This is a genomic window from Faecalibacterium sp. DFI.5.82, from assembly GCF_029076575.1.
GTDB lineage: Bacteria > Bacillota > Clostridia > Oscillospirales > Ruminococcaceae > Faecalibacterium > Faecalibacterium duncaniae.
Genome location: NZ_JARFIS010000001.1, coordinates 180807 through 203369, shown reverse-complemented (window position 1 = coordinate 203369; position 22563 = coordinate 180807). Strand labels below are relative to the sequence as shown.

Here is a 22563-nt window from a genome sequence, read left to right as displayed (position 1 = left end):
GCGGCCTCCTTACAGCACGCTGGCGATCAGCGCAGCAGCGACCAGCGGCAGGCCCAGCACCAGATTGGAGAGCAGGCTGCAATAGGTGCGCTCCTCGGGTTCCAGCTCCTCAAAAGAGACGATCTTCTCATCCGCATAGTCGATGATGGAGCGGGTGGAGTGGATCTTTTTCTGCCGCTTGCCCATCCCCTTGAATTCCTCCAGCAGATGGTGGATGGTCACGCCATCCAGCCGCAGGTAGTCCACCCAGGCCCAGATGAGCAGCACCACGCCGCACAGAAAGCCCGGGGCCTCCCAGATGGTAAACGTGCCATCGCTGACATAGCGCTGCCACAGCAGCATCAGCACGGCCACAATGGAGGTGCGGGTCACGGTCTTATATAAAATGGGGTGGAACATGTAGCGTTTGTACATCGAGGTCAGTTTCTTCATGGTGCGCTCCTTATTGATACAGATACATTTTATTGTATCATGTTTTTGTGAAAAAAGATAGCTGTTTTGTGCGCACAGCGTGAACAGTTTCTCTCTTTTGCCTGTTCTTCGCAGATATACAGTTCTTTCCATTTTATAGTAATTTTTTCCACATTCTTTTCCCATGAAAGTGTTTGTCACCGTTTTGTTTCCAATTCTATGCTGTGGCGGATTGACTTCTTTTCAGTAAAGTGCTAAAATATACAGTGGTGCGACTTTTGTCTTTCCTGTGCACTTTTTGGAAAGGCAGACAGCCTCACTGCGTTTAGGAAAAGGAAAAACTCGCGGCTCTGTCCGCGCAAGATCTGGGAGGATCATCCAATGAGCTTCAATTTTGATCGCCGCACCTTCCTGAAGGGTGCAGGTGCTGTGGGTGCCGCCAGCCTGCTGGCAGCCTGCGGCGAAAAGTCCAACAACACCGGCAATGGTGCTGCCGCCAGCGGCGCTGCTGCCCCCAACTCCACTGGCGCTACCCCCCTGAAGGAATTCATCTCCTTTGAGAGCGGCAACCGTGAGCTGGAAAGCTGGAACATGCTGTACACCCAGAAGGCTGAGGATGCCAACGTGGTCACCAACCTGTGGGACGGCCTGCTGAGCTTTGACTGCTACGGCAAGGTGGTGCCCGCTATCGCTTCCAGCTGGGAGCACAATGAGGATGCCACTGTCTGGACCTTCCACCTGCGGGACGATGTGGACTGGGTGGATTGCAACGGTGAGGTGAAGGCTCACCTGACCAGCAAGGACTTCCTGGTTGGTTTTGAATGGGTGATGAACGCCATCAAGAACGAAGCCAACAACACCTCCATGCCCAACGATACCATTGTGGGTGCTTACGAATACTACGAGCTGACCAAAGAAGCCGGTGCCGCTGCTGCTGACATGACCTACGAGGACATGCTGGCTGCCGGTGTGGGCATCGAAGCTCCGGATGATTACACTCTGGTGTTCACCTGCCCCAGCGCCTGCCCTTACTTTGATACCGTTGCCGCCTACAACAGCTTCTACCCCGTGGCCCCTGCTCTGATCGAGGAACTGGGTGTCGATGGCTTCCGGAGCTGCGACAACACCACCATGTGGTACAACGGACCCTATGTGGTGGAGGAGTACATCCAGGGCAACACCAAGAGCTACATCCCCAACCCCAACTACTACGATGCTGCCAACGTCAGCCGCTTTGAGCGCTTCACTGTCACCATGATCAGCGACGGTTCCATCAGCCTGCAGCTGTATCAGAGCCGCGAGCTGGACGAGGTGGACCTGGGCGAGAGCAACATCACCACCATTCAGTCCGATCCTTCCAACGAGTACAATCAGCAGCTGTGCGAGAAGCGTGCCAAGAAGTTCAGCTATTGCTTCATCTTCAACTACGACAAGAAGAACACCGACGGCACCCCCGATGAGAACTGGAACAAGGCCATTGCCAACAAGGCCTTCCGTCAGTGCTTCTCCAAGGGCATGGTGCTGAACAAGTTCTTCGCCCGTTACAACCCCATCAATCCCCTGAAGTGCGAGAACGACTTCTTCACCATGAAGGGCCTGTGCTACACCTCTGACGGCACCGACTACACCAACCTGGTGGCCAAGGAGATGGGTCTGGACGGCGAGGCTTACGATGGCAAGACCATGAAGCGCCTGCGCACCAACAACGGCGACATCACCGAGCTGAAGAAGCAGGCCATGGAAGAGCTGAGCGCCATTGGTGTCACCTTCCCTGTTCACTGCTCCTACTATATTCTGGCTGGCTCCACCTCCGCTCTGGACAGCGCAACCGTGCTGAAACAGTGCTTCACCGACAGCTTCGGTGATGACTTCATCGTGCTGGATATCAACACCTTCGTGTCCTCCACCATGAAGGAAGTCGTGGCGCCCAAGCTGCAGAGCTTCGTCCACATGGGCTGGGGCGCTGACTTCGGCGATCCCATCAACTTCCTGACCCAGATCATCGTTCACGACGACAATGCTTACTACAGCTGCAACATGACCAACATCGCAGGCATTGTAAACAATGGCCCCGCCAGCTACCAGAAGGATCTGGTTGCCGCCTACGAGAAGTTCACCGATCTGGTGAACGAGGGCCGTGCCATCGTTGACGACACCGATGCACGCTACGCTGCATTTGCCAAGGCCGAGGCTTACTTCCTGGACGAGAACCTGATCTTCCCCACCGTCTACGATATCACCTGGTGCCTGACCCACGTCAACGAGTACAGCAAGATCAACGCTATGTATGGTCCCTGCAACTACAAGGCTGTGAACTGGGAGACCAGTGAGGAGGCTTACACCACCGAACAGTACGATGCGTTTGCCGCCGCATTCGACGCAGCCACTCAGGCCTGATCGCGTGAACCAATAGCCAATCGCAAAAAGCAGAACCGGACGTTTTTGAAGCGTCCGGTTCTTTTTTTGCTCCCTGACAGCACAAAACCCCGCCGCGCGGGAAAGCTCCCAGCGCGGCGGGGTCATTGTGTTAAAATACAGGAAAGCGGTTCAGCTTACAGCTGGCTTTCATACTCCTTGCGGTAGCCTTCCAGCTCACGCTGGTTGCCATACACGAAGTGGCCGTTTGCGATCTCTTCCCAGACCGGCTTATCCACGCTGTAATCGTGGATCGAGGGGTCATAGACCAGCAGCTTCTTGTGCTTTTCGAGGCTGGGGTCAGGGATGGGAACCGCGCTCAGCAGGGCTTTGGTGTAGGGATGCAGCGGATGGAGGAACAGCTCCTCCGCCTCAGCCAGCTCCACGATACGGCCCTTGCTGATAACAGCGATACGATCCGAGATGAACCGGACCACCGACAGGTCATGTGCAATGAACAGGTAGGTCAGGCCACGGCTCTTCTTCATCTCGTTCAGCAGGTTCAGCACCTGTGCACGGATGGAGACATCCAGTGCAGAGATGGGCTCGTCGGCCACGATGAACTCCGGCTCCATGACCAGTGCACGGGCAATGCCGATGCGCTGGCGCTGACCGCCCGAGAACTCGTGGGGGAAGCGGGAGGCAAACTCCGGCAGCAGGCCGACCTCATGCAGGGCGTTCATCACCTTTTCATGCAGGTCTTCCTGGTCCTTGTAGAGATGATGGTTCAGCAGGCCCTCGGCAATGATATACTCCACCTTGGCGCGCTCGTTCAGCGAAGCCATGGGGTCCTGGAAGATCATCTGGATCTTGCGGATGACCTCTTTGTCCAGTTCCTTGGAGATCTTACCGTTGATCTTCTGGCCCTTGAAGAAGATGTCGCCGCCGGAGGTCGGGTTGATGCGGCAGATGGCACGGCCAATGGTGGTCTTGCCGGAGCCGGACTCGCCGACCAGCGAGAAGGTCTCGCCCTTATAGATGTCAAAGTTGACATGATCGACAGCGACAAATTTCTTCTTACCGGAGCCAAAGGTGATCTGAAGGTCTTTCAGCTCAATCAGCTTTTCGCGTTCAGCCATTTAAGTTGGCGCCTCCCATCTTTCCCATTTTCTCACGCAGGTTCTGGATGGAGTGCGGCCGCTCGATCTTGGGAGCGCGCGGGTCCAGATACCAGGTCTTTGCGGCGTGGGTCTCGGACACCTGGAAGAACGGAGGCTCTTGCACAAAGTCGATTGCCAGCGCATGCTTGTTGCGGGGCGCAAATGCGTCACCCTTGATCTCGTTGAACAGGTTCGGGGGAGTACCATCCACGCTGGGCAGGGCCTCACCCTTGGTGCCCAGCTGCGGCAGAGCCTGCAGCAGAGCCCAGGTGTAGGGGTGCCATGCGTCGTAGAAGACCTCCTCCACGGTGCCGTATTCCACGATCTGGCCGGCATACATCACGGCCACACGGTCTGCCACGTTTGCCACAACGCCCAGGTCATGGGTGATGTAGATAACGGACATGCCCAGCTCCTTCTGCAGGTCGCGGATCAGCTGCAGGATCTGTGCCTGAATGGTCACGTCCAGTGCAGTGGTGGGCTCGTCGCAGATCAGGATCTGCGGGCGGCAGGCCGCTGCAATGGCAATGACGACACGCTGACGCATACCGCCGGAGAACTCGTGGGGGTACTGCTCGTACCGACGCTCGGGGTCGGGGATACCCACCTTGCCCAGCATCTCGATGGCAGCCTTTTTGGCTTCCTCGCCCTTCAGACCCTGGTGATGCTCAATGCTCTCCTGGATCTGCTTGCCGATCTTCTTCAGCGGGTTCAGGCTGGTCATAGGGTCCTGCATGACCATGGCGATCTTCTTGCCGCGGACACCCAGCCAATCCTTCTCGGTGAACTTGGTCATATCGCGGCCTTCAAACATGATGGAGCCGCCGGTGATCTTACCGTTGGCATCCAGCATACCCACAAAGTTCTTGGTGAATACGGACTTGCCCGAGCCGGACTCGCCCACGATGGCAAGGGTCTCGCCTTCGTACAGGTCCAGCGAGCACTTGCGGATGGCGTTCAGCTTGCGGCCGCGCAGGCTGAAAGTGATCTCCACGTCTTTGGCAGAGATAATCGGTTGTCTATCCATTTACGTCTCTCTCTCCAATCTATCAAACGTGGTTGCGCGGATCAGCCGCATCCGACAAAGCGTTGCCCATGATATAGAAGGAAATGGAAATGATGGACACGATGGATGCAGGGAAAACCAGCAGGTACGGATAATCCAGGAAGAAGCCGCGCACCTTGCTCAGGATCAGGCCCAGAGAAGGCGTGTCGATGCCCAGGCCCAGGCCCAGGTAGGACAGCGTGGATTCCAGATTGATGGTGCCCGGAATGGACAGTGCCATCCGCAGGATGATAACGGAGACCAGATACGGCAGGATGTTCTTGGTCAGCACGCGCCACAGCGGGGTGCCCAGGCAGCGGGACGCGAGGTTGTACTCGCGGTCGCGGAACATGAACACCATGTTGCGGACACGGCGTGCCATAGAAAGCCAGTTGATGGCAATCATGGAGATGGCCATGATCCAGAAGCTCTGGCCCACCATCAGGGCGATCAGGGTCATATAGATGATATAGGGCACATTGTCGATCAGGTTGTACAGCTCCGTGAAGAAGCGGTCCAGACTGCGCACATAGCCCCAGATCAGGCCGAAGATCACGCCCACGATGCTCTCGCCCACGGCGACCACCAGAGCCAGACGGATGGAAACCTGGGTGGCATACCACACCTGGCACCAGTAGTCACGGCCCAGGTTGTCGGTACCGAACCAGTACTCACTGTTGGGCTTGATGAAAGCCTTGCTGGAATCAGAGATCAGGGTGGTGTAGTGATACTTGCCGATGCCCAGCGCAATGAAGGAGAACACCGTCAGCGCCAGGAACAGGATCAGGCAGAAGACAGCGACCTTCTGCTTGAGGAAGTTCTGGATGACAGAACCCCAATAGGAATAGTTGGAGTAGCCGATGCGTTCAGCTTCTTCCGGGGAATAATCCACAAAGTAGAACAGTTCTTCGGGCTTCTTGCCCTCAAAATCCGATGCCTTAGCCATCAGCGAGCCTCCTCCTTTCCGGTCAGAGTAATACGGGGGTCAACCACCATCATCAGCACATCGCCCAGGAACACGCCCACGATGCCCAGCACAGCGTAGAGGATGACCAGGGTCTGCACAACGTTCAGGTCATAGCGCTGGATGGCATCCGTCAGCAGGGGGCCCATGCCGGGAACGGAGAAGAACCGTTCCATCAGCAGGGAGCCGCCCACCGTCAGCAGGATGGACTGGGGGATATACTGCACCATGGGAACCATGGCGTTGCGCAGAACATGCTTAAACATGATCTCGCGGGAGCTCAGGCCCTTGACACGGGCCAGCTTGATATAGTCGCGGGTCAGCTCATCCACCATGTAGCGGCGGGTCCACAGGGCATAGCCTGCAATGGATGCCAGTGAAAGGCAGGTGATGGGAAGCACGCTGGAAGCACTCACATTGCGGGTGGAGTACAGCGTGGGGAATCCCAGGTACTTGGAACCAAAGACCAGCACCAGAGAATACGACACCAGCGACGGGACCGCGTTGACGAACACGGTGTAGGCCGTGCCGATCCAGTCGAATACCTTGTCCTTGAATGCCGCCTGCAGGATGCCCATCAGAACGCCGATCACCAGAGAGATGGCGGATGCCGTGAGGCCCAGACGCATGGAGACACCAAACTTTTTACCAATGACCTTGACCACCGGGGCACCGTTCTGGATGCGGCGGGAAGTGCCGAAGTCCAGATGCAGCAGGCTGTTGTAGAACTTGACCAGCTGGGTGGGGATGGGATCGGTCAGGCCAGCTGCTTCCAGAGCGGCGGTCTTCTGCTGATCGGTAAACTTCATGAGCTGTTCCTCAGTGAAGTAGTAGTCCGTCGGCAGGCAGCGCATCATCAGGAAAACTGCTGTTGCGATCAGAAAGATTGTGACAAGCGACTGGAGCAGCCGCTTAACCGTGTATTTTAACATGTTATCGAACCCTTAACTTTTATTTCTACCCTTTCGGGCGGGGAAACGGGGAACTTAAGCCTTGGTAGCTGCGTCGAATGCAGCGGCGAACTCCTCGTACTGCTCGGTGGTGTAAGCCTCTTCGCTGGTCTCCCAGTTCACAGCCTTGTAGTTGCAGGGACCATACATAGCGTTGATCTTGCTGTACTCGTTGGCGTGGGTCAGAGTCCAGGAAACATCGAAGTAGCAGGGGCAGGCCAGAACGTTGTTCAGCATGCTGGCCTCAGCCTTTGCGAAGGCAGCGTAGCGGGCATCGGTATCATCAACGATGGCCTTTGCGGTGTTGACCAGATCGGTGAACTCCTCGTAGCAGGCCACCAGATCCTTCTGCCAGTCAGCGGGGCCGGCCTCCACGATCTTGGCGATGTTGGAGTAGTACCAGCTGTAGTAAGCGTTGTCGTCGTGCAGGATCTCCTGACCAACGAAGTTGATGGGATCGCCGAAGTCAGCGCCCCAGCCGTTGATGACGAAGCTCTGCAGCTGAGGATTACGGACTTCCTGAGTGAGGGAAGAAACATAGGTCTTGATGTCCAGCACGATGAAGTCATCGCCGAAGCTGTCGGTGAAGCACTGCTTCAGCACGGTTGCGCTGTCCAGAGCGGTGGAGTTGCCGGCGATGATGTAGTAAGCAGCGTGAACGGGGAAAGTGACGCCGATGGCGCTCAGCTCGTCCATGGCCTGCTTCTTCAGATCCGCGATGTCGCCGTTGTTGGCGCGCAGACGGATCATGGTCTTGCCGTCATAAGACTCCTTGTCGAAGCCCATCTCCTTGGCCACCAGAGTGGTGTACTCCGCACCCTGGGTGTTGTAGCAGACGCCCGGCATGGTGTAGTAGTTGTTCTCGCACTTCAGGGGGTTGATCTTGTTGGTACGTGCATACCAGTTGGTCAGCTCCAGACCCTTGTAGAAGCACTGACGGAAGGCGGTGTTTGCAATCGCCTTGTTCCAGTTGTCGTCGGGGGTGCCGTCCTCGTTGTTCTTCTGATAGTTGAAGTGCATCTGGTAGCTGTACTTCTTGGGACGCTTCTCACACAGCTGAGCATTGTACTCGCTGTTGGGATCGGCCTGGATGGTGGTCAGAGTGCTCTCGCCCACATCCATCTCGTCCAGCTCACGGTTCTGGTACAGCTGGAAGGTGACGGTGCCGTCGCTGATCATGGTGACGGTGAAGCGGTCGAAGCGGGACACCTCGTCAGCTGCATAGTAGTTGGGGTTGGGGATGTAGCTCTTGGTGTTCTGGCTGATGAACTCCTCCACCACATAGGGACCATTGTACCACATGTTGGTGTAATCGCAGGCACGGAAGCCCTCAACGCCCAGCTCGTTGATCAGATCCTCAGAGACGGGGTAGAAGCTGGTGTAGGCAGCAACGGTATCGAAGTAGGGGCAGGGATTCTTGCAGGTGAAGACCAGGGTGTAGTCATCCGGAGCCTCAACGCCCACGCCTGCATCCAGCATATCTTGGTAGGTCAGGTCGGCAGCAGCATCGCCCATATCGCTGGTCTTCTGATAGTAATCAGCAGCACCAGTCAGGGTCTCGTTGGGCATGGAGGTGTTGTTGGCCTGGTTCTTGGCTGCGTTCAGCACCCACTCCAGACCCACGAGGAAGTCCTTGCTGGTCAGGTGAGCCTTGACCTCGCCGTTTACATCCACCCAGTCCACATCGTCGCGGAGGTTGAAGGTCCAAACAGAAGAGTCCTCATTGTGGCTCCACTCCTTGGCCACGGAAGGCACAGCCTTGCCATAGCAGTCAAAGCTCAGCAGGCCTTCCCACAGGTTGGTGGTGACATTCATGTCGGAAGCCATCTGGCTGTACAGCATGTTCCAGCTCTCCAGCTCACGGTTGGTGCTCTCCCAGGAGATGAACTCCTTCAGCGGGGTAGCGCCGGTGGTGTTGGGAGCGCTGGTAGCACCAGAGGAAGCGGCGGTGGAGCTGCTGCCAGAGTTGCCGCCGCAGGCGGCCAGAATGCCGGCGGCACCAACGACACCGGAAGCCTTCAGAAAGCTGCGGCGGCTGATTGCATGAGACTCGTAGTTGTTGTTCATTGTGTTTTCCTCCCTATAATAATTCCGTGCTTCAGTGCATGGTGCAGGGCGGGATGTCCTGCTGTTTTCCCACTATTCTGCGGAGGTTTTTTGAATCCTGTATTGCCAGGGAATACAAAAGAGCGCAGAAACAGACCCCTCTGTCTGCACCTGTGCTCCTCCCGCAAAACCTTAACACGTCATATATTGTACCATTGAAATAAAAAGATGTCAATGGAACACACACAGCTTTTTCTTCAAAAAGCAAAGTCTGCCGCGCAAAAACGATGAAATATATTTGCTTTTACATGGTAAAGCGTGCAGGAAATTTAACAGACAATGCTGCGGACAAAACAACCGGAATTGTTCTTGTCAAAAAGACACCGTATTTTTTGCTTTATATTCTAAAAGAGCAGGCGCTCCACGCTTTGCGAAGAGCTCCTGCTTTTGGAAAACCGAATTATTAAAGCAAGTCACCGTGCCAGTGCGTTCTGGATCTTTGCAAAATCCTCCAGCGTCAGGGCCTCAGGACGGATGCGGGCATCGAAACCGGCGGCTTCAATGGCAGCGGTCACGGCATCCTTGGGCATCCCCAGGCCGCTGGCAATGGCATTGGCCGCAGTCTTGCGCCGCTGGCCAAAAGCCGCGCGCACAAGGGCAAAGTAGCCCTCCTCGTCCTCCACCTGCACGGCGGGGGTGGGGCGGATCTCCATCCGCACCACAGCGCTGGTCACCTTGGGGGCCGGGTAAAAGCTGCCCGGGGCGGCGGTGAACATCATCTTAGAGGTCGCGTAATAGCTCACCGCACAGCTGATAGCACTGGAGGCCCGGGTGCCCGGGGCGGCGGCCAGACGATCGGCTGCTTCCTTCTGCACCATCACGGTCAGGCTCTCGATGGGCAGGCGGTCACCCAGCAGCTTCATCACAATGGGGCTTGTAATATAGTAGGGCAGGTTGGCGCAGACTGCCACCGGCATCCCGGGGAACTCCTGCGCGATCAGGGCTTTCAGATCCACCTTGAGCACATCCTGCAGCACCAGCTTGAAATTGTCCACACCGGCCATGGTCTCGGCCAGCAGGGGCGGCAGGCGCTCGTCCACCTCGATGGAGACCACCTTTGCTGCCCGCTTTGCCAGCTCCCGGGTCAGCACGCCGATGCCGGGGCCGATCTCAAGCACACCGTAGCGCTTGTCCACACCGCTGGCATCCACGATCTTGGGGGGCAGGCCGGGGTTGACGATAAAGTTCTGGCCAAAGCCCTTGGAGAGGGCAAAATCATATTTTTCGCACAGGGTGCGCACATAAGACAGGTCGGTCAGTTCGGGCATGGCTCTATCCTTTCTTTTCCAAAATAACCCTCTCAGTCTCGCTTCGCTCGCCAGCTCCCCCAAAGGGGGAGCTTTTGGCAAAACCGCAAACTTTGCATGAATTGCCAAGACCTCGCCCTTCGGGAGAGGCGGCAGCGCGTCAGCGCTGACGGAGAGGGTTGTTCTCTTATTCTTGACTACTGGATGCAGTGCTCTCCCCTGCTGCTTCACTTTCGGCGGGCGCAGTCTCTGCCGGAGTGCTCTCGGCAGATGCAGCCTCAGCATCCCCTTCCGCTACGCTCTCGGCGGCGGCACTGTCGGCAGCTTCACTGGAAGCCGCTTCGTTGACACCGCTCACGGTGGTGGTGCCGCTCATCTGCTGGGCAGTGCTCACGGCACGCTGGATCTGGGGATCGTTCTCCACAGTGTAATCATAGTATGCGGTCTGCTCGTCCGCAGTCAGGGGACGCTCCACATCCACGGTCAGGCCGGTGCCGTCAAAGCAGCTGCCGTCGCCGCAGACCAGCTTTGCCACGGTAACCACCACGGCACTGCCATCGGACAGGCGCTGGGGGCTGCTCTGGATGGTGCCCTTTCCCTGCGTGGTGGTGCCCACCAGACGGGCACCATTCAGGGTGCGCAGACTGCTGGCAAAGAGCTCCGCCGCGCTGGCGGTGCTGCCGTTGACCAAGCAGACCACGGGCAGGTCGATCCGGGACTCGCTGGTGCTGGTGCCCAGCAGGGTCTGGGTGCCGTTCTTGTCCTCAGCAAAGGCCAGCGTGCCCTCCGGGGCGATCAGGTCGATGCACTGAATGGCATCGTCCAGCAGGCCGCCGCCGTTATCGCGCAGATCAAACACCAGGCTGCCTGCGCCGCTGGCGCTCAGGCTGCGGATGGCGTAATCCAGCTCGCTGGGGGTGGTGGAATCAAACTGGCGGATCCGGATGTAGCCCACATTGCCCTGCACCATCTGGTAATCCACGGTGGTGGAACTGTAGCCGGAGTGGGTCAGGTCAGCGGTATGCTCGGAGGCCTCGCTGTCCAGCCAGGTCACATTGACGGTGGTGCCGCTCTCACCGCGCAGGCGGGTCTGGATGGCATCCACGCTGCTCATGCTCTTGACATCGGTGCCGTCCACAGCGGTGATGTAGTTGCCGACCTGAATGCCTGCCTCCTTGGCGGGGGATTCATCGTAGACCTTGATGACCTTGGCGTAGCCGGACTGATCCACAGCCAGCTCCACGCCAATGCCGATCAGGGTGCCGTTCTGGGTATTCATCAGCTCCGTATAGGCGGTGGCACTGAAATAGCGGGCGTACTTGTCGCCGGTGCCCAGCAGGTAGCCAGCCGTCAGGCGGTCGTAGAGGGTGGTCTCGTCGATGGGATAGTAATCGTTGCTGCGGACATAGCGGTCCACCTCAGCGATCTTGTTGTACATGCTTTCCTTTTCCTTCACGCTGGAAACGGTGCTGTCAAACAGGCGCATCGCCACCAGCATGGTGATGGAAAAGGTAACGGTCATGGCCAGAATGACGATGCTGACCGCCATGCCGACCGATATCTTACGGTTCATCTTCTTCCCTCCTCTGTCAGACCAGCAGCATCATAACCACGCTGCCCAGCATGGAAAGTGCAAAGATCCCTGCCAGGATCAGACAGCCCACGCGCAGGATGCGCTTGCGTTTTTCTTCCTTCATAAGCCCTGACGGCCTCCTTTGATACAATGCAGATTATTTCATGGGGATATAACCACGGGGGTTGACGGCATTGGCCTTGGAGCCGCCCTTCCAGACCTCCAGATGGAGGTGGTTGCCGGTAGAGTTGCCCGTGCTGCCCACATAGCCGATGATCTCACCCTGCTGGACATACTTGCCCGCCGAGGTGGCGACCGACCGCATGTGGCCGTACAGGGTGCTGTACTGGTTGCCATCGGACATTTTGCCGTGGTAGATGATGACATAGTTGCCGTAGCCGCCGCTGGACCAGCCCGCCACCTGCACATAGCCGCTGGCGGCTGCATAGATGGGCGTGCCGCCCGGGGCGGCAAAGTCGGTACCGGCGTGGAGCTTGTTGACCCCCGTAACGGGGTTCTTGCGCCAGCCGTACTCACTGGAAATGCGGCTATAACTCTTGAGCGGGCAGATGAAGCCGGTAAAGCTCAGGGTGGGCTTGGAGGCAGCGGCCGCAGCGATCATCTTCTGGATCTGCTTCTTGACCGCCTCATAGTTCATCTCGTCCGATTCAATGGCGGCCTGCGCGTCCTTCTGGGCCTGCTGTGCCTCGGCAGCGCTCATCTGGGCGGCGGCCACGCTGGAGTTGAGCTCGTTCTGCTTGGCACGCATCTGGCTGTTCTGGGCATCCAGATCTGCCTTTTTGCTTTGCAGCTCGCTGCGCTGGGATTCCAGCGTCAGCTTATCGCTTTCCAGCGCTTCCTTGGCGTTCTTCATGTTGTCCAGGATCTCGGTGTCCTTGATGGAGATGTCCTGCATGACCTCGTTGAAGGTCAGCAGCTCATACAGGTCGTTCACCGCGGACAGCATGGCAACGCTGCCGCCGTCCCGCAGCTCCTGCATGGCGGCCATGTGCTGCTTGAAATCCCCCCACTGGTCGGCGATCTCCGCTTCTTTTTCGGTGATCTGCTGTTCCTTGGCGGCGATCTCCTGTTCCTTCAGGCCGATGCTGTTCTGCACCTCGGCGATCTGGCCCTTCAACACGCTGATCTGGCTCTGGACCACCGTGACCTTTTCCTTCAGCTCCGATTCCAGCGCCTTGGCGGCCTGCTCCTTCTTTTTTGCATTGGACAGTTCCTTTTTGTGCTGTACAATGGACTGGGAGAGCTTATCCAGCTTGTTCTGCAGGCTGGACATGCTGGTAGCCGCCGTGGCCGGGTAGACCGAAACGCTCAGCAGCAGGCAGGCCGCTGCCAGAAACAGGCTGGCGGCGCGCATGGCCCGGCTGTGCCCGGGGGCGGGTTTTGCGTGGGTGGGGGTATACATGAGGTGCAGGCGGAAGCCCGCAGAGTGTTTTGCTTGTTTCACAGAGAAGGCTCCTTTCGCTTACACATTCAGATGCTTGCGGATGGAGAACATGCTGCCCAGCGCACCCACCAGCGCACCACCGGCCAGACTGTACGTCAGGATGGTGGGCCAGACGGCATCCACAGGCACCATGGCGGTGCCCATGAGCAGCTGCCACAACCCGCCCAGCGTGCTGGAGGCCTGCACGATGTAGGCATAGCCGAAGATACCGGCTACCGAGGTGATGGCACCAGAGATCAGGCCCATGGTCAGGCCCTCCACAAAAAAGGGCAGGGTGACAAGGTGGTTGGTTGCGCCCACATACTTCATGATCTCGATCTCACGGCGGCGGGCAAAAACGCTTAGGCGGATGGTGCTGCCCACCGTGATGATGCTGACCGCCATCAGCACCAGGATCACGATCTGGCCCACCTTGGTCACGGCCTGCTGGACCTCCACAAAGGTCTGGGTCATCTCAATGGGGGCGGTAACGCTGTACACGCCCGGAATGCTCTGGAAGTTCTGGCTCATGGCCTGCATCTGGCTCAGATCCGCCAAAGAGACACGGTAGTTGGCCTTGAAGGGGTTATCATTCTCAAATTCGTCCAGCAGAACGGCGTAATCCGCCATGTACCCACGGTACTGGTTGAGCACATCCTCCTTGGACATGTACTGCACCCGGCTCACGCCCGGGGTGGCAGTGATGCGCTCCCCTACCGACTGGATGGTGGCATCGTCGGCTTCGGGGTCCACATAGACCACCATCTCGTTCTGCTGGCCCAGATAGTTCACCATGCTGTCCACATTGACTTCCGCCAGCGTGGCAAAGGTGTTCAGGGTCATACAGACGCTCAGGGAGGCGATGCAGGCAATGGTCATGGCCCAGTGCTTGCCCAGGTTGCGCACGCCGCGCACCACAAGGAAACCGAACGTAGAAGGCTTCATCATACCAGCGACACCTCCATTTCCAGTTCCTTCGGGTCTACGGGCGGGTGGGGGATCATGGAGCCCGTGGGCACATCCGAGATGATGTGTCCGCCGGACAGGGTGACCACGCGGCGGTCAAAGTGACGGACCAGCTCGTGCTCATGGGTAACCACCAGCACAGTGATGCCCATCTCGCTGACACGCTCCAGCAGCTCCATCATCTCAAGGCTCAGCTCAGGGTCGATGTTGCCGGTGGGCTCGTCCGCAATCACCAGCTTGGGGGCGTGGGCCAGGGCGCGGGCCACAGCCACACGCTGCTGCTCACCGCCGGAGAGCAGGTCGGGGTAGACCTTTGCCTTGTCCTCCAGGTGGACAAGCTCCAGCATGTAATTCACGCGCTCCTTGATCTGCTTGTGCCCGATGTTGGTAACATGCATGGCAAAGGCAATGTTCTCGTAAACGGTCATAGTGGGGATGAGCCGGAAATCCTGAAAGATGATGCCCATCTGACGGCGCAGGTAGGGGATCTTGCGGCGGCGCAGGCGGGCAACATCCTGCCCGTTCACCAGCACGCGGCCCTCGGTGGGGGTCTCCTCGCGCAGGATCAGCTTGAGCAGGGTGGATTTGCCCGCGCCCGAGTGACCCAGCAGAAAAACAAACTCGCCGTCATCCACATGGAAGTTGACATCCTCCAGGGCAGGCTTTGCGTTGTGCTTGTACTGCTTTGAAACGTGTTCAAAATCTATCATGCGTTTTTCGCTCCCAATAATTTTCTCCAAACCAAAAAGAACCGGCCAGCATCGGTTTCGAGCGGCCGGTTCTGCGCCGACGGCTTTGCGCCGCAAGCGGTTGCTTAATATTTGGCCGGGTTGTTGGACAGGTACTTCTTGACCATCAACGCCACCTTAAAGACGATGGCATCGTCGAACTCACGCAGATCCAGACCGGTCAGTTTTTTGATCTTTTCCAGACGATACACCAGCGTGTTGCGGTGGACAAACAGGCCGCGGCTGGTCTCAGACACATTCAGGTTGTTCTCAAAGAAGCGCTGGATGGTGAACAGGGTCTCCTGATCCAGGCTCTCGATGCTGCCCTGCTTGAACACCTCACGCAGGAACATCTCGCAGACAGTGGTGGGCAGCTGGTAGATCAGGCGGGCAATGCCAAGGTTGTCGTAGCGGATGATCTGCTTCTCGGTGTCGAACACCTTGCTGACCTCCATGGCGATCTGGGCTTCCTTGAAGGAGGTAGCCAGATCCTTCACGTTGGAGATGGGGGTGCCGATGCCGACCACAGCCTTGATGTAATGCTCGCCGGACAGGGTGTCCACGATGCTGGCAGCCAGCTTCTCCATATCGGTGCGGTCAATGCCCTTGCGGATCTCCTTGACCAGCACGGTGTCGGTCTCGCTGATATTGAACACAAAGTCCTTCTGCTTGTCCGGGAACAGGCTGCTGACCACATCGTAGGCGGAGATGTCGCCGCCGGAGGTCACGCGCACAATGAACACCACGCGGGAAACATCGGTGGCAAAGTGCAGCTCACGGGCCTTGGCGTAGATATCGCCGGGCAGGATGTTGTCCAGCACCACGTTCTTGATGAAGTTGGCTTTGTCGAACTTTTCATCGTGGTACTGCTTGATGCTCTGCAGGCTGATGGAGAGCAGGGCCGCAAACTGGCCCGCAGTCTCGTCCGCGCCTTCCACAAACACGGCATAGTCGTTATGCTTTGCGCTGGAGAACTGCTGATAGGTGTAGCCATCCCGCACAAAGCGGTCACCGGCCGTCAGGCGCTCTGCCATAAAGCCCTCGCGCACCTCTCCGATCAGGTTCAGCTCCGAGCAGGAGATCACAGCGCCGGTCTCATCCACCACACCGACCACACGATCGATGGCGTCTTTCATCTGGTAGATCACGCTCTGGAATACTCTATTGGCCATAAATGGATACCCCTTTTCCTCTTTTGTGCAAGCCGCAGGGGCGAGATTGTCGTTTTTAACAATTTCGCCGCTTTACATTATCTATTTTACACAAAAGAATTTACTTTTGCAACATATTTCACCAAAATATTTTTGACTTTCTTGGTGAAATTATCTTTCGGGGGTATTTTCAGGCCCAAAAAGCACTGTTTTGCGTGGTTCTTGTGAATATTTTACCGGCAAAATGTGATGTTTTTTTGAAAATCAGGTGAAAAGCAGTCAGGCTCCGGTGGTAATTGCTGTCACTTCCTCCGCGGAAAGCTCCCGCCACTGCCCCGGTGCAAGGGCTGGGTCCAGCGCAAGTCCGCCGATGGCATCCCGATGCAGGGCGTTCACGCCCGCGCCGTACACACCGAACATCCGCTTGATCTGGTGGTACACCCCCTGCCTGAGCCTGACTTTCACGGTCAGGCCGTCCGGGGTCAGGGCTTCCACCTCTGCCGGGGAGAGGGCGGTGCCATCCGCCAGCGTCACGCCCTCGGCAAAGCCCCTGCGCATCTCCTCGGTCAGCGGTGTGTCAATGACCACCGTATAGGTCTTGGAGACATGGCGCTTCGGGGCAAGGATCTCGTGGGCGAAGCCGCCGTCATCCGTCAGCAGAACAAAGCCGGTGCTGGTCTTGTCCAGCCGGCCGGCCGGGAACAGCTCCCGCCGGGGGTAGGCATCCCCGATCAGATCCACCACGGTGGTATCCCGCTTGTCGGTGGAAGCGCTCACCACGCCCTCAGGCTTGTTGAGCATCAGGTAGACGAACTGCTGGTAAGCAAGCGGCGCACCGTCCACCGCCACGCTGTCCCCTTCCCTGAGCTGGGTGTCCCCCTTTTTGCACACCGCGCCGTTCACCGTCACCCGTCCCCTGCTCAGCAGGGTCTTTGCCTCGCTCCGGGTGCATTGCGCCGTCTCGGCCAGATATTTGTCTAGTCGCATAGGTTCTCCTTTTCCGGTTATAGCAAAGCTGCGCCCTGCCCAAAGGCGGAGCGCAGCGATAGATTTTGCAGTTCAGTGGACCGGGAGTTTCTCCGAGGACCGTCCGCTGGGGTGGGACCCTGCTGCCGCAGGCAGTAGGGCGGGCGATGGAATGGCCCGAGCCGTGTCCGAGGAGAAAGCTACCGGGCCACACCCTTAAACGCTCAGAGAAGCGTGCTGTTCCACAGCATCGGGGTTGGCATCAAAGATGGGCTGGAGCACATTTGCAATGAACTCCTCCACCTGCTGGGGTGCACGGCCCACAAAGTTTTCGGGCACCAGACCGGCCACGATCTCCTCCTTGGTCAGGCCAAAGGCGGGGTCGGCCGCAACGCGGTCCACCATATCGTTGGGCAGGCCCTCTTCCTTGACCTGCTTGCCAGCGGCAATGGCGTGCTGGCGCAGGCGCTCGTGGAGCTCCTGACGGTTGCCGCCCTTTTCCACAGCCTGCATCATAATGTTCTCGCTGGCCATGAAGGGCAGCTCTGCCATCAGGCGGCTGCGCACTACCTTGGGGTAGACCACGATGCCGTCGGTGACATTGAGCATGATGTTCAGGATGGCATCGGCAGCCAGGAAGCCCTCGGCCATGGCAACGCGCTTGTTGGCGCTGTCGTCCAGAGTGCGCTCAAACCACTGGGTGCCGGTGGTGAAGCTGGGGTTCAGCACATCCACCATCAGGTAGCGGCTCAGGGCGCAGATGCGCTCACACCGCATGGGATTGCGCTTGTAAGGCATGGCGGAGGAACCGATCTGGTTCTTCTCAAAAGGTTCTTCCATCTCCTTGAAGTTGGCCAGCAGGCGCAGGTCGGTGGCGAACTTCATGCAGCTCTGGGCAATGCCTGCCAGGGCGTTCAGGATAAAGGCATCCACCTTGCGGCTGTAGGTCTGGCCGGACACGGGGATCACGGCATCCGGGGCAAAGCCCATCTCCTTGGCAATGGAAGCATCCACAGCGCGGATCTTGTCTGCATCGCCCTTGAACAGCTCCATAAAGGAAGCCTGGGTGCCGGTGGTGCCCTTGACACCGCGCAGCTGCAGGGTGGCAAGGCGGTGGTCGATCTCGGCAAGATCCATCACCAGCTCGTTGGCCCACAGGGTAGCACGCTTGCCCACGGTGGTGGGCTGTGCAGGCTGGCAGTGGGTATAGGCCATGCAGGGCATGTCCTTGTACTCCTCAGCAAAGCGGGAGAGCTTTGCCAGCACACCGATCAGCTTTTTGCGGATGAGCTCCAGGCCCTGCCGCATCACGATGATATCGGTGTTATCGCCCACATAGCAGCTGGTGGCACCCAGATGGATGATACCTGCTGCCTTGGGGCACTGCTGGCCGTAGGCGTAAACGTGGCTCATCACATCATGGCGCACCAGCTTCTCGCGCGCAATGGCGACCTCGTAGTTGATGTCGTCCACATGGGCTTCCAGCTCGGCCACCATTTCGGGGGTGATATTGGTCAGGCCCTGTTCCATCTCGGCCCGGGCCAGCGCCACCCACAGGCGGCGCCAGGTGCGGAACTTGTTGTCATCCGAGAAGATATACTGCATCTCATCGGAAGAATAACGGGTAGAGAAGGGGCTGATATAACGATCATGCTGTGACATTGGTTGTTTCCTCCTGAAAGTAACTCCCCCAGCCGCCTTCCGGCGGCAGCCCCCTCAAAGAGGGGGCCTTTCAGCCTCCCTCTCCGAGGGAGGTGGCATCGCGTCAGCGATGACGGAAGGAGTTTTTCTCTATTCTACCATCAAACCTTGAAATAGTCTACGCCGCCCTCAAAGATCGGCTGATATTTATCGCCGGTGACGTTCTTGTACAGGTACTCGCCGCTGCGCTCCGAATGGCCCATCTTGCCGAACACGCGGCCGTCCGGGCTGGTGATGCCCTCAATGGCCAGCAGAGAGCCATTGGGGTTGTAGCGCTGATCCATGGTGGGTTCGCCCTCCAGATCAACATACTGGGTAGCCACCTGGCCGTTGGCAACCAGCTGATCCAGCACGTTCTGGGGTGCCACAAAGCGGCCCTCGCCGTGGCTGATGGCGATCTCGTACTCGCTGCCTGCATCGCAGTGGGACAGCCAGGGGCTGCCGGTGGATGCAACACGGGTGCGCACCAGCATGCTCTGGTGGCGGCCGATGGTGTTGAAGGTCAGGGTCGGGTCATAGGCCGTGATGGGGCGGATATCGCCGTAGGGCACCAGACCCAGCTTGATCAGGGCCTGGAAGCCGTTGCAGATGCCCAGCATCAGGCCGTCGCGGTGCTGCAGCAGGTCGCGGACCGCCTCGGTGACCGCAGGGCTGCGGAAGAAGGAGGCGATGAACTTGGCGCTGCCGTCCGGCTCGTCGCCGCCGGAGAAGCCGCCGGGCAGCATCACGATCTGGCTCTCGCCAATGGCCTTGACCAGTGCCTCGCAGCTGGCGGTAACGTCCGCCGGAGTCAGGTTGCGGATGACCAGGATCTCAGGGTCGGCACCGGCGCGGGCAAAGGCCTTGGCGGTGTCGTACTCGCAGTTGGTACCGGGGAACACGGGGATGATCACCTTGGGCTTTGCCACACCGATCTTGGGGGCAGCGGGGGCGTTCAGCTTGCCGTTGATCTTTTCCACGGTGGGGCCTGCCTTGCGGTAGGGGTACACAGGCTCCAGCTTGCTCTCCCAGATCTCCTGCAGCTCAGCCATATCCAGCGTCTCGCCGCAGCTCTCAAAGGTATACTCCCTGGTGGTCTCGCCCAGCAGCTCACCTGCGGGGGAATCAGAGACCATTTCCAGCACGATGGAGCCGTACATGGGCTCGAACATCCGGTGGGTGGGCATATCAGCGCGCATCTTGAAGCCGATGCGGTTGCCCAGACCCATCTTGAACAGGGCCTCGGCAATGCCGCCGTAGCCCACGGCGCAGGCAGATGCCACCATGCCCTCTTCGATCATCTGCTCCACGATCTTGTAGTTTGCCTTCAGGGAGAAGAAGTTGGGGCAGCCGGTCTCGGGGTCCAGAATGGGCCGGATGAGGACAACAGTGCTCTCGGGCTTCTTGAACTCGGTGGAGACCACCTTGCTGGCCTTGCCGATGGCAGTGGCAAAGGAGACCAGCGTGGGGGGCACATCCAGCTGCTCGAAGGAGCCGGACATGCTGTCCTTGCCGCCGATGGAGGCAATGCCCAGACCCATCTGGGCATCCAGAGCACCCAGCAGGGCGGCCAGCGGCTTGCCCCAGCGCTCGGGCTTGGTGCCCAGGCGCTCAAAGTACTCCTGGAAGGTCAGGTAGGCATCCTCATAGCGGAAGCCGGAGGCCACCAGTTTGGTGACACTGTCCACCACGGCCATCCGTGCGCCGATATACTGGTTGGCGCTCATCAGGTAGGGGTTGTAGCCCCAGGCCATGCCGGAGCAGGTGTTGGTCTCGCCATCCACGGGCAGCTTTGCCACCATGGCGTTCTGGGGGGTCAGCTGGTGAGCACCGCCAAAGGGCATCAGGACGGTGGCGGCACCAATGGTGCTGTCGAACCGCTCAGAAAGGCCCTTCTTGCTGCAGATGTTCAGGTCGCCCACCATGTTCTTCATCTTCTGGCTGAAGGTGATGCCGGCCCACTGGGGCTGCCAGACGGTACCCTGCTCCACATGGACGTTCTGGTGCTTCTCCGCACCGTTGGAGTTCAGGAACTCACGGCTGATGTTGACGATGGACACGCCGTTCCACACCATGTTCAGGCGCTTTTCCTCGGTGACCTTTGCCACGGGGGTCGCCTCAAGGTTTTCCTCGGTGGCAATGGCGATGAACTTGTCCACATCCTCGGGGGCCAGGGCCACAGCCATGCGCTCCTGGCTCTCGCTGATGGCCAGCTCGGTGCCGTCCAGGCCGTCATACTTCTTGGTGACCTTGTTCAGGTCGATATACAGGCCGTCGGCCAGCTCGCCGATGGCAACGGAAACACCGCCCGCACCAAAGTCGTTGCAGCGCTTGATCATCTTGCAGGCATCCTCACGGCGGAACAGGCGCTGGAGCTTGCGCTCGATGGGCGCATTGCCCTTCTGCACCTCGGCACCGCAGTGATCCAGGCTGCCCAGATTGTGGGCCTTGGAGGAGCCGGTGGCACCGCCGATGCCGTCGCGGCCGGTGCGGCCGCCCAGCAGGACGATGACATCCCCGGGGGCGGGGCACTCGCGGCGGACATGGGAAGCGGGAGTTGCACCCACCACAGCGCCGATCTCCATTCGCTTTGCCACATAGCCGGGGTGGTAGATCTCATCCACCTGGCCGGTGGCAAGGCCGATCTGGTTGCCGTAGGAGGAGTAACCGGCAGCGGCAGTGGTCACCAGCTTGCGCTGGGGCAGCTTGCCGGGCAGGGTCTCGCTGACAGGCTTGAGCGGGTCGCCCGCGCCGGTCACACGCATGGCCTGATAGACATAGCTGCGGCCGGACAGCGGGTCGCGGATGGCACCGCCGATGCAGGTGGCCGCACCGCCGAAGGGCTCGATCTCGGTGGGGTGGTTGTGGGTCTCGTTCTTAAAGAGGAAGAGCCAGTCCTCATCCTTGCCGTTCACATCGCACTTGATCTTGACGGTGCAGGCGTTGATCTCCTCGGATTCGTCCAGATTCTTGAGGATGCCCTGCTTCTTCAGCTCCTTGGCACCGATGGTGGCAAGATCCATCATGCAGCGGGGCTTCTCCTCACGGCCCAGGTCGGCGCGCATGGCCATGTAGCGGTCAAACGCTGCCTGCACCACGGCATCGTCGATCTGGACATCATCCAGAATGGTGCCGAAGGTAGTGTGGCGGCAGTGATCGGACCAGTAGGTGTCGATCATCTTGATCTCGGTGATGGTGGGGTCGCGGTGCTCAGAGCGGAAGTACTCCTGGCAGAACTTGATATCGCCCAGATCCATGGCCAGGCCCTTTTCGTCGATGAACTTCTTCAGGCCCTCTTCGTCCAGCTCGTTGAAGCCCTCCAGCGTGGCCACAGCGGTGGGCACGGGATACTCCATCTTCAGGGTAGCTTTGGTCTCCAGCGAAGCCTCGCGGGCCTCCACCGGGTTGATGACGTACTTCTTGATCTCTGCCACCTGCTCCTCGGGCAGGGAACCCTCCAGCAGGTAGACACGTGCAGAGCGGACCAGCGGGCGCTCGCCCTGGCTGATGAGCTGGATGCACTCGGCAGCAGAATCGGCGCGCTGGTCGAACTGGCCGGGCAGGTACTCCACAGCAAAGGAAATGCCCTCGAATTCAGGCAGCTCCGCATAGGTGTTATCCACCGGCGGCTCACTGAACACGGTGGCAGCGCACTGGTTGAACAGTGCCTCGTCGATGCCCTCCACGTCATAGCGGTTCAGCAGGCGCAGGCCGCTCAGGGACTGGATGCCCAGCAGGCTCACCAGCTCATTTTTCAGGCCCTGGGCTTCCACATCAAAGCCGGGCTTTTTTTCCACATAAATACGATAGACCATGG

16 protein-coding genes are annotated in these 22563 nt (G+C 58.7%); 1 reads left to right on the top strand and 15 read right to left on the bottom strand.

Features of this window, described 5'->3' with window-relative positions:
- Nucleotides 1-9: 9 nt before the first annotated feature.
- Complete coding sequence (locus tag P0G09_RS01080; protein ID WP_099357215.1) at nt 10-432, bottom strand: hypothetical protein; 423 nt, start codon at nt 430-432, stop codon at nt 10-12.
- 360 nt (nt 433-792) lie between these two features.
- Here P0G09_RS01080 and P0G09_RS01075 point away from each other — a divergent pair, with 360 nt between their 5' ends.
- The gene (locus P0G09_RS01075) at nt 793-2808 is read left to right on the top strand and encodes an ABC transporter substrate-binding protein (RefSeq protein WP_275251698.1); all 2016 of its coding nucleotides are present in this window, start codon (nt 793-795) and stop codon (nt 2806-2808) included.
- Nucleotides 2809-2963: 155 nt separating this feature from the next.
- On the opposite strand, the gene P0G09_RS01070 is transcribed toward P0G09_RS01075, so the two are convergent.
- From P0G09_RS01070 to P0G09_RS01005, 14 genes are all read right to left on the bottom strand, one after another.
- A complete protein-coding gene (locus P0G09_RS01070; protein ID WP_005932252.1) occupies nt 2964-3905 on the bottom strand; it encodes an ATP-binding cassette domain-containing protein in 942 nt (313 codons plus the stop codon).
- Nucleotides 3898-4953: an ABC transporter ATP-binding protein gene (locus P0G09_RS01065; protein WP_275251697.1), complete on the bottom strand. Its 1056-nt coding sequence runs from the start codon at nt 4951-4953 to the stop codon at nt 3898-3900. The genes P0G09_RS01070 and P0G09_RS01065 overlap by 8 nt, the downstream gene beginning before the upstream one ends.
- Before the next feature lie 22 nt (nt 4954-4975).
- A complete protein-coding gene (locus P0G09_RS01060) occupies nt 4976-5917 on the bottom strand; it encodes an ABC transporter permease (protein ID WP_097770607.1) in 942 nt (313 codons plus the stop codon).
- Complete coding sequence (locus tag P0G09_RS01055; protein WP_156057478.1) at nt 5917-6867, bottom strand: ABC transporter permease; 951 nt, start codon at nt 6865-6867, stop codon at nt 5917-5919. The genes P0G09_RS01060 and P0G09_RS01055 overlap by 1 nt, the downstream gene beginning before the upstream one ends.
- Nucleotides 6868-6921: 54 nt before the next feature.
- On the bottom strand, nt 6922-8952 hold the full coding sequence (locus tag P0G09_RS01050) for an ABC transporter substrate-binding protein (protein ID WP_156057475.1): 2031 nt from the start codon (nt 8950-8952) through the stop codon (nt 6922-6924).
- A gap of 452 nt (nt 8953-9404) precedes the next feature.
- Nucleotides 9405-10259 (bottom strand): 16S rRNA (adenine(1518)-N(6)/adenine(1519)-N(6))-dimethyltransferase RsmA, encoded by an 855-nt coding sequence (gene rsmA, locus P0G09_RS01045; protein ID WP_275251696.1) that lies wholly within the window; start codon nt 10257-10259, stop codon nt 9405-9407.
- A gap of 166 nt (nt 10260-10425) precedes the next feature.
- Nucleotides 10426-11811, bottom strand: a complete 1386-nt coding sequence (locus tag P0G09_RS01040; protein WP_275251695.1) for a S41 family peptidase — start codon at nt 11809-11811, stop codon at nt 10426-10428.
- A 157-nt stretch (nt 11812-11968) separates the two neighbouring features.
- Nucleotides 11969-13276, bottom strand: a complete 1308-nt coding sequence (locus tag P0G09_RS01035; RefSeq protein ID WP_179860368.1) for a M23 family metallopeptidase — start codon at nt 13274-13276, stop codon at nt 11969-11971.
- An 18-nt stretch (nt 13277-13294) separates the two neighbouring features.
- Nucleotides 13295-14203 carry a permease-like cell division protein FtsX gene (locus P0G09_RS01030; RefSeq protein ID WP_097770602.1) on the bottom strand — a complete coding sequence of 303 codons (909 nt, stop codon included), beginning with the start codon at nt 14201-14203 and terminating at the stop codon, nt 13295-13297.
- Nucleotides 14200-14931, bottom strand: a complete 732-nt coding sequence (ftsE, locus tag P0G09_RS01025; RefSeq protein ID WP_082210781.1) for a cell division ATP-binding protein FtsE — start codon at nt 14929-14931, stop codon at nt 14200-14202. Before ftsE ends, P0G09_RS01030 begins: the two co-directional genes overlap by 4 nt.
- A 104-nt stretch (nt 14932-15035) precedes the next feature.
- Nucleotides 15036-16121 (bottom strand): helix-turn-helix domain-containing protein, encoded by a 1086-nt coding sequence (locus tag P0G09_RS01020; RefSeq protein WP_005932217.1) that lies wholly within the window; start codon nt 16119-16121, stop codon nt 15036-15038.
- A gap of 258 nt (nt 16122-16379) precedes the next feature.
- Entirely contained in the window at nt 16380-17087 is a 708-nt protein-coding gene (locus P0G09_RS01015; protein WP_097770600.1) for a pseudouridine synthase, read from the bottom strand.
- A gap of 195 nt (nt 17088-17282) precedes the next feature.
- Nucleotides 17283-18728 (bottom strand): adenylosuccinate lyase, encoded by a 1446-nt coding sequence (purB, locus tag P0G09_RS01010; RefSeq protein ID WP_097770599.1) that lies wholly within the window; start codon nt 18726-18728, stop codon nt 17283-17285.
- Between the two features lie 140 nt (nt 18729-18868).
- Nucleotides 18869-22561, bottom strand: a complete 3693-nt coding sequence (locus P0G09_RS01005; protein ID WP_275251694.1) for a phosphoribosylformylglycinamidine synthase — start codon at nt 22559-22561, stop codon at nt 18869-18871.
- Between the last annotated feature and the right edge of the window lie 2 nt (nt 22562-22563).